Origin of the sequence: Rubrimonas sp. (genome assembly GCF_036788415.1) — a bacterium.
Taxonomy (GTDB): Bacteria; Pseudomonadota; Alphaproteobacteria; order Rhodobacterales; family Rhodobacteraceae; genus Rubrimonas.
In genome coordinates, this window is the sequence record NZ_DAIQNN010000111.1 from 1 (window position 1) to 7,883 (window position 7,883).

Below are 7,883 nucleotides of genomic sequence, written 5' to 3' on the forward strand. Positions count from 1 at the left end.
GATGGGCGTCGCCCTCTGGGCCTTCCTGCGGCACTCGAAAGCCGGGCGCGCCATGCGGGCGACGTCGCAAGACGCGATGGCGGCGAAGCTGGTCGGGATCGACACCGACCGCATGTACATGATCGCCTTCGCCATCGGTGTGGCCACCACGGCCTTCGGCGGCGCAGTGATCCTCCCCTACATCACCGCTTCGCCAACGGTCGGCGCGCAGTTTGTGGTGTTGATGTTCACCGCGGTGGTCCTGGGAGGCCTTGGAAGTGTGGTGGGGGCGGTTGTCGGCGGCATAATGGTCGGCCTGATCCAGTCCTTCTCGGCGCTGTTTCTTCCGATACAGCTTCAGAACCTCGTCCTGTTCGTGGTGTTCATCCTGGTGCTCGCCTTGAAGCCGGAGGGGCTGACAGCCCGCAGGCGCGCATGACGATGAGCACCCGCAATATCATGCTGCTCGGCGCGGTCGTCCTGCTGCTGACAGTCGCGCCGTTCTTGCTCGACCCGCAGGGTTACGGACTCCGCATACTCTGCCTGATGCTCCTTTTCGCGGCGCTCGGTCAGGCTTGGAACATCGTGGGCGGCCTCGCCAACCGCATCTCCCTCGGCCACGCAGCGTTTTTCGGTATCGGGGCCTATGCGTCGACCATTCTCCAGCACAGCCACGGGCTCTCGCCGTGGATCGGCGGCGTTGTCGGCGTCTTCCTTGCCGTCGTTTTCGCGCTGCTCCTGAGCGTCCCCACGGTCCGGCTTCGAGGCCACTACTTCGCCCTCGCGACGCTGGCCGCCGGCGAGGTGATGCGCGTCTCCGCGAACAGCTGGTCGAGCCTCACCGGCGGCCCGGTCGGCATTTCGGTTCCCTTCATCCGCGGGGACAATCTGTGGATGATGCAGTTCTCCACCGTGCGGCCGAACTACTATTTCTTTCTCGCCGCGCTCCTGATCGTCACCGCCGTCTTCTGGTGGATCAAGACCGGTGCGATCGGCTACCGGCTGCGCGCGATCAAGGAGAACGAGGAAGCCGCTGAAGTGATCGGCGTCGACACCTTCCGGGTCAAGCTGATCGCAAGTGTGGTCTCGGCGGCGATGACGGCGTTCCTTGGCACGCTCTACGCCCAGTTCCAGTTCTTCTTCGACCCGGATACGATCTTCGGCATCGCCTATATCTCCGTGAAGATGGCGCTGATCGCCATTCTCGGCGGCGTGGGCACGGTTTTCGGCCCCTGGGTCGGGGCGGCGTTCATCATCCCGATGGAGGAACTCGCCAACAGCTACTTCGGCGCGAGCGCGGCAGGGCTGTCGCAGTTCGCCTATGGCGTGATCCTTATCGCCGTCATCCTGCTCAATCCACGGGGCCTCATTGCGCTCGGCGCCGACCTGCGCGCGCGCCTGTCGCGAAAGGAGAAGGGCTGATGGACGGGCCGATCCTCGAGGTCAGGAACCTCACACGCGCCTTTGGCGGTCTCGTCGCGGTGAACGATGTATCCTTCAGCGTGGCCCGGGGCGAGATCGTCGGCCTGATCGGACCGAATGGCGCTGGCAAGACCACGCTCTTCAATCTCCTGGTGGGTCTGTTTCCTCCGACCCGGGGCGAAATCCGCCTGAAAGGCGAGCGGCTCGAGGGCCTGAAGCCGAACCGCATCGCCGCGCGCGGCATGACCAAGACCTTTCAGAATGTCGCGCTGTTCATGGAATCCTCCGTGCTCGACAATGTCGTCACGGGCGGGCTTCTGCACGATCCGCTGCCACGGGCCCGCGAAAGAGCCCGACAGGTGCTCGATCGCGTCGGGCTCAGCGGGATCGCCGACAAGCGGGCGGGAGAGCTTTCCTTTCCCGAGCGGGCGCGCGTCGAGGTCGCACGCGCGCTCTGCACCCAGCCGAAGCTTCTCCTGCTCGACGAGGTCATGGCCGCGCTCACGCCCGCAGAGATGGAGGAGGTGATCGCGCTCGTTCGCAGCCTGCGCGACGAGGGGATCACCTTCATCGTCGTCGAGCACCACATGAAGGCCGTGATGAAGCTCTGCGAGCGCCTGCTGGTGCTGAACTTCGGCGAACTGATCGCTGACGGGGCCCCGATCGAGATCGGCCGCAACAAGCGTGTGATCGAGGCCTATCTCGGCAGCGCCTACGCGCAGACGCACGATCAGGGCGTCGCCACCACGGAGGCCTTGTGATGGCGACGGTCGGGCCGGCTTTCACTCCTCCCGCGGCGGCGCCCCTGCCGGACGCGCTCCTGTCGGTGCAGGGACTCTGGGCGTCCTATGGCGAGGTCTGGGTGCTGCGCGATGTCAACCTGGTCATGCGCAAGCAGGAGTTTCTCGCCGTCATCGGCGCGAACACGGCCGGCAAGAGCACGCTGCTGCGCACGATTTCCGGCCTCATGCCGAAGGTGCGGGGCGACATCAGCTTCGACGGGTCCGACCTCGCCGCCGTGCCTGCGCACAGGATCCCGGCTCTCGGCATCGCGCACGTGCCGGAGGGGCGTCATGTCTTCGTCGACATGACGGTGGAGGAAAATCTCTATTCAGGCGCGCATGCGCGGCGAGGCCGCGATCCGAAGGCGACGCTCGAACGCATCTTCGACCTCTTTCCGCGGCTGAAGGAGCGGCGCAACCAGATCGCCGGAACGCTGTCAGGCGGCGAGCAGCAGATGGTCGCCGTGGGCCGCGGCCTGATGCTCGAGCCGCGACTGCTGATCCTGGACGAGCCAAGCCTCGGTCTGGCCCCGATGGTGGTCGAGGAGATGCACCGCCGCTTTCAGGAGATCCATGCGAGCGGCGTGAGCGTCCTGCTCGTCGAGCAGAACGTCTCGCTCGCGCTGCAAAGCGCCGAGAGGGCCTATGTCATGAATGCCGGAGAGATCGAGTTCGAGGGCGCCACATCCGATCTTGCGCACGATGATCGGATCAGGCGAGCCTATCTGGGGATATAGTGCGCGGTCCGCGCGCCCGAAGTTCTCCGTCTCCTGCGCCGCTGTCGCGTTCCATCGCGATAAGCCCCACCGTCGCGGCTGTCGCGCCACCGCTGTCGCCGCAGGCGTGACTGAGCGCAAGGTTGGGTCCGGGTCGGGCGGCGGGGAGGTTCGCGACGAGCCGACTGGCCGCAAGCTCCTCTCTGGCCTCGACGACAGCCGCAGGGGTGACTTCGAGCGCGACTCCGGGGACCCCGACAGCGGGGCGGTCTCCGTCTCCGGGCGCGGCCGGCGGGCGGCGCCGATCCCCGCTCAGTGGACGGCGGCGAGAAAGTCCAGCAGCGCGCGGTTGAACGCTTCGGGCTGCTCGATGTTGGAGAGATGCCCGGCTCCCTCGATGACGCAGAGCCGCGCGCCGGGGATGCGGTCGACGATCTCCCGCGCCATCGCAGGCGGCGTCAGGCGGTCGAGCGCGCCGACGATCACGAGGGTCGGCTTGTCGACGCCTGCATAGAGGTCGGCGTGGTCCATGCCGACCGAGGCCTCGATCGTCTTCAGGTAGCTCTCCTTGTGCAGCTTCGACAGCGAGGCCATCAACTGGGCGTAGGCGTCCGCGTTGGCGCGGTCGCCGATCAGGCTGTCGGCCACGGCGGGGGCGATGTCGCGCGGCTCCTTGCCGGCCAGCAGCGGCTCGCGTCGCAGCCGCACGAAATCGGCGCGGGCGGCCGGCGTCATGTGCGCGAAACCCAGATGGGTGTCGCAAAGCGTCAGCGAGCGCACGCGGCCTGGGTGGCGGCCATGGAAATCCGCCGCGATCCGCCCGCCCATGGACAGCCCGACGATGTGGGCGCGATCGGCGCCGAAATGGTCCAGCACCCGTGCGAGGTCGTCGGCGAAGGCGTGGAAATCTAGAGGGCCGTCGTAGTCCTCGCTGTCGCCGTAGCCGCGCGCGTCCCACGCCGCGGCGCGCCAGCGCGCCGCGACGGCGGGCAGCGTGTCGCGCCAGTTGGCGCGGTTGCCGCCGATGCCGTGCAGGAACACCACCAGATCGCCGTCGCCCGCCACATCCAGCGCGATGCGGGGCGAGGGGCCGACGAAGACGGTCTCGACGACGGGGTTCGACATGGCGCTCATACCTCGGTTCGGTTGAAGGAGTAGCGGCGGGCGAGCGGACGCAGCGCCAGCAGGTCCAGCATCGCGAACAGCGCCACGATGACGAGGCAGGCGGCGAAGACCGTCGCCGCGTCGGCGCGCGACTGCGCCTGCTGCAGCAGCGCGCCGAGCCCGGTTCGGGCGCCGAACAGCTCGGCGACCAGCGCGATCTTCCACGCGATGCCGTAGCCGATCCGCGCGCCCGCGATCAGGAACGGCGCGATCAGCGGCGCCTGCAGCTTCGCGAAGCGCCGCCACGGGTTGCGGGTCAGGCTGCGGCCGAGTTCGTCGAGTTCGGGGTCGATCTGGCGAAACCCCTCGATGGCCGCGATCAGGCAGAAGGGCAGCACGATCATCGTCTGGATGAACACGACGGTGCCGTCGGAGACGCCGAACCAGATCACCCCAAGCACGGCCCAGCCCACCGAGGGGAAGCTGTTCAGCACCACGAGCAGGTTGCGCTCGACGATCGTGCGCATCACCACGCCCGTCCGCATCGCCGCCGCGAGCGCGACGGCGAGCGCCAGCGCCACCGCAACCGCCGTCAAGACGCGCGCGAGGGAGGTGAGCACATGCCCGGCGAGGCGGGGATCGGAGACCATCGCCCCCATGGCGCGCGCCACGTCCAGCGGCCCCGGCAGGACGAAGGCCGGCAGGCCGGCCGCAGTCCATGCCCAGCCGGCGACGAGCAGCGCGACGCCCCCTTCGGCGACCGCCCGCTCGGCGAACCCGCGGCGGGGCGCGGCGTCAATCACGGCGGAACCGCCGGTCGAGCGCATGCTGGACCGGGCGGAACGCGAACCGCTCGGCAAACGCCACGAACAGCATGATGAACAGGATCACCGCGAAGATCGTCTCGGTGTCGAACTCCTGCCGGGCCCGGTTCAGCAGGTAGCCGACCCCGCCCGCCCCGCCGAACAACTCGGCCGTCAGCGTGACCTTCCAGGCGACGCCGAAGCTCGTGCGAAGGGTCGCGAAGGCGTAGGGCAGGAGCATCGGGAGCACCAGCGCCACGACAAGCCGACGCCTGCTCCGGGTGAGGCTGGCGCCCAGCTCCAGCAGTTCGCGGTCGAGTTCGCGCAGTCCGGTCCGCAGGTTGATGATCGCGAAGGGCGTCAGCACCATGGTCACGGCGAAGATCACCGTGGCCGAGTTGACGCCGAACCACAGGATGGCGAGGAACAGCCAGCCGATGCCGGAGAAGGCGTTGAGGAACGGCGTGAGACGGTCGTCCACCAGCATCCGCGTCGCAGGCAGCGCCGCCGGCGCCGCGGCCAGCGCGGCGCCGACGACGAAGGACGCCGCGACCGACGCGCCGACATGGCCCAGCGACACGCCGAGCTGGCTCAGGAGCCGGGGGTCGCTCAGGAAATCCGCCATCCGGGCGAACACGATCGACGGCGGCGGCAGCTGATAGGCCGGGACCGTCTGGGCGTAGACGTGCCAGAGCGCGAGCGCCCCCGCCCAGAACAGCGCCGATACCGCCGGCGCGCGCCAGTCCCGCCCCGGCGCGACCGGCCGCGGCGTCGCGGCCGGTCGCGCGGCGACGGTCATGACCGCGGCCGCCTCAACGGACGGCGGCTTCGGTCAAGGTCTCGGTCCAGACCGTTTCGGCCACCGGCGGATGGCTGTCGAGCAGGCCGAGCGCCTGCGCCTCGCTCCAGAGTATCTCGATCGCCTTCGCGTCGTCCTCGGTCATCAGCACGGGAAAGTCGCTGAACTCGGCGAACCAGCGCTCGAAGAACGCCGGCTCGACGCCTGTCTCCTCAGCTACGGCGGCGAACACCTCGTCGGGGTTTTCGCGCGCGTAATCGACCGAGGCGCGCAGCAGGCGCAGGAACTCCCGGTGCTTCTCGGGCTCCGCGTCCAGACGGTCGCCGTAACCCGCCAGCACCGCCGAGACCATGCGCACACCGAAGGCTTCGTAGTTGTCCACGGCGGTCGAGGCGACGGAGCGGAACGTGCCCGTGCGCTGGGCCTCGAAGGCCTGGGCGTGGATCAGCGTCGCCGCATCGACCCGGCCGGAAAACAGCGCCGCGGGCATGCCCGGCGGCGGCATCTCGATGAACTCCATGTCGCCACTGTCGAGATCGACGTCCATGCCGTGCGCCTTGGCGAGCGCGATGCGCACCAGCGTCACGCCGGCCGAGCCGATGGAGTAGACCGCCAGACGCTTGCCGCGCAGGTCCTCCGCCGTCTGGATGTCGCTGTCGACCGGCACCCAGATGTCGGCGCCCTCGCCCTCGGCGTGATAGCGCAGCGCCGTGCCGACGATGCGCAGGTCGAGGCCGCGCTCACGCGCCCGCGGCACCGCCATGGCGGCGGTCTGCACCACGTCGTAGGTGCGGGCGGCGGTGGACTGGATCAACGCGCCGAGTTCGAGCGCCTCCGCCTCCACCTCGATCGTCTCGGAGCTCACCCTGCCGGTGCGCATCGCCCACGTGACCGCCTCGTGGGACGGGTCGGCCAGATAGGCGAAGCGGACGACGTCGCGCGCCGCCGCCTGCTGCGCGGCGCCGACGCCGAGCGCCAGCGCCGCGGCGATGAAGGGTCTGAACATCTCTCAAGCCTCCCCGTTGGGTCGTCCCATCTCCGCGAACAGCGCCATCAGCGCGCGCCGCTCGCGTCGCAGCGTCTCGTCCTGCTCCAGCGCCCGCGGGCGGGGATGGGGCAGCGCGATCTCGGCGCGCACCCGCGCCGGCCGCGTCGCCAGCACCACGATGCGGTCGGCCAGCTCCAGCGCCTCGTCCACGTCGTGGGTGACGAACAGCACCGTGCATCCGGTCTCGCGCCACAGCTCGACGATCTGGGCGCGCAGCCGGCGCCGCGTGTCGGGGTCGAGCGCGGAGAACGGCTCGTCCATCAGCAGGATCTGCGGGTCGAGCGCCAGCGCGCGGGCGATCGCCACGCGCTGCTTCTCACCGCCCGACAGCATCGCCGGCGCCTTGGCCATGTCCGCGCCCAGCCCGACGCGACGCAACTCGCGCGCGGCGATCTCCCGGCGACGCTCCCGCGACAGTCCGGGGTTGCGCAGCTCCAGCCCGAAGGCGGCGTTGTCGAGCGCGTCGCGCCACGGCAGCAGGCGCGGGTTCTGGAACACATAGGCGATGCGCTCCCACGCCTCGGCGGGCGCGCAGCCTTCGACCGTCACCTCGCCATCGTGCCCCTTGAGCAGATCGCCGATCAGTCGCAGCGCCGTGGACTTGCCGCAGCCGGACGGGCCCAGCAGGCAGACGAACTCGCCCCGCGCGACCTCGAAGTCGAGACGGTCGTAGATCCGCTGGCCGCCCAGCGTCAGGCCGACCTCGCGAAAGGCGATGGCCGGGACGCTCACCGGACCGCCCGGGGTTTCGTCGCGCGTCGCCAGCGCTTCGCCAACCGACCGCTCCTTGCATCGAGACACTTTAAGTTTAAAGTTTATGGCTCGCGGGCGGAGGCGCAAGAAGTTTTCGCGACAAACGTGGCGGCGCTCCCGACTCTTGCGATGGACCGGTGCGGCATTGGGGGCGGGAATGAAGTTCGGCGTGGGGGCGGCGGTCCCGCGGTTCGAGGACGGTCGCTTCCTGCGCGGCGAAGGCCGTTACGGCGACGACGTCGCGCCCGCCGGCGCAGCGGTTCTGGAACTGCTGACGGCCCAGACGCCCGCCGCGCGCATCCGCGGCGCGGACCTGGCCGCCGCCCGCGCGGCCCCGGGGGTTCTGGGCGTCTACACCATCGCGGACCTCGACGCCGACGGCGTCGGCGACGCGCCGTGCCTCGCCATGCGGATGGCCCCTCTGGCGCGTCCCGGCGGCGCGCCGGCCTTCGCGCCGGGCCGGCCGGCGCTGGCCCG

At 69.7% G+C, this 7,883-nt stretch carries 9 protein-coding genes and 1 pseudogene; 5 read left to right on the forward strand and 5 right to left on the reverse strand.

Annotated features, from left to right (window positions below; translation table 11 throughout):
* The 4 genes from V7Q31_RS16035 to V7Q31_RS16050 all read left to right on the forward strand — a co-directional run.
* Window positions 1-418 (forward strand): branched-chain amino acid ABC transporter permease (locus V7Q31_RS16035; RefSeq protein WP_333834866.1); only part of this gene is annotated, 418 nt, incomplete at its 5' end.
* A 2-nt stretch (window positions 419-420) separates the two neighbouring features.
* Window positions 421-1,401, forward strand: coding sequence for a branched-chain amino acid ABC transporter permease (locus V7Q31_RS16040; protein ID WP_333834867.1), 981 nt, complete (start codon window positions 421-423; stop codon window positions 1,399-1,401).
* Entirely contained in the window at window positions 1,401-2,162 is a 762-nt protein-coding gene (locus tag V7Q31_RS16045; protein WP_333834868.1) for an ABC transporter ATP-binding protein, read from the forward strand. Before V7Q31_RS16040 ends, V7Q31_RS16045 begins: the two co-directional genes overlap by 1 nt.
* Window positions 2,162-2,920, forward strand: coding sequence for an ABC transporter ATP-binding protein (locus tag V7Q31_RS16050; protein ID WP_333834869.1), 759 nt, complete (start codon window positions 2,162-2,164; stop codon window positions 2,918-2,920). The genes V7Q31_RS16045 and V7Q31_RS16050 overlap by 1 nt, the downstream gene beginning before the upstream one ends.
* Before the next feature lie 291 nt (window positions 2,921-3,211).
* Here V7Q31_RS16050 and V7Q31_RS16055 read toward each other — a convergent pair whose 3' ends face one another.
* The 5 genes from V7Q31_RS16055 to V7Q31_RS16075 are packed head-to-tail and all read right to left on the reverse strand — an operon-like array spanning window position 3,212 to window position 7,385.
* Window positions 3,212-4,024: an alpha/beta fold hydrolase gene (locus V7Q31_RS16055; protein ID WP_333834870.1), complete on the reverse strand. Its 813-nt coding sequence runs from the start codon at window positions 4,022-4,024 to the stop codon at window positions 3,212-3,214.
* 5 nt (window positions 4,025-4,029) lie between these two features.
* Window positions 4,030-4,806, reverse strand: coding sequence for an ABC transporter permease (locus tag V7Q31_RS16060; RefSeq protein ID WP_333834871.1), 777 nt, complete (start codon window positions 4,804-4,806; stop codon window positions 4,030-4,032).
* The gene (locus V7Q31_RS16065) at window positions 4,799-5,605 is read right to left on the reverse strand and encodes an ABC transporter permease (protein WP_333834872.1); all 807 of its coding nucleotides are present in this window, start codon (window positions 5,603-5,605) and stop codon (window positions 4,799-4,801) included. Before V7Q31_RS16065 ends, V7Q31_RS16060 begins: the two co-directional genes overlap by 8 nt.
* Before the next feature lie 13 nt (window positions 5,606-5,618).
* The gene (locus V7Q31_RS16070; protein WP_333834873.1) at window positions 5,619-6,611 is read right to left on the reverse strand and encodes an ABC transporter substrate-binding protein; all 993 of its coding nucleotides are present in this window, start codon (window positions 6,609-6,611) and stop codon (window positions 5,619-5,621) included.
* A 3-nt stretch (window positions 6,612-6,614) separates the two neighbouring features.
* On the reverse strand, window positions 6,615-7,385 hold the full coding sequence (locus V7Q31_RS16075; protein ID WP_333834874.1) for an ABC transporter ATP-binding protein: 771 nt from the start codon (window positions 7,383-7,385) through the stop codon (window positions 6,615-6,617).
* Window positions 7,386-7,563: 178 nt separating this feature from the next.
* Between V7Q31_RS16075 and V7Q31_RS16080 the strand changes: the two are divergent.
* Window positions 7,564-7,883, forward strand: a pseudogene (locus V7Q31_RS16080) (xanthine dehydrogenase family protein molybdopterin-binding subunit); the annotation flags it as partial.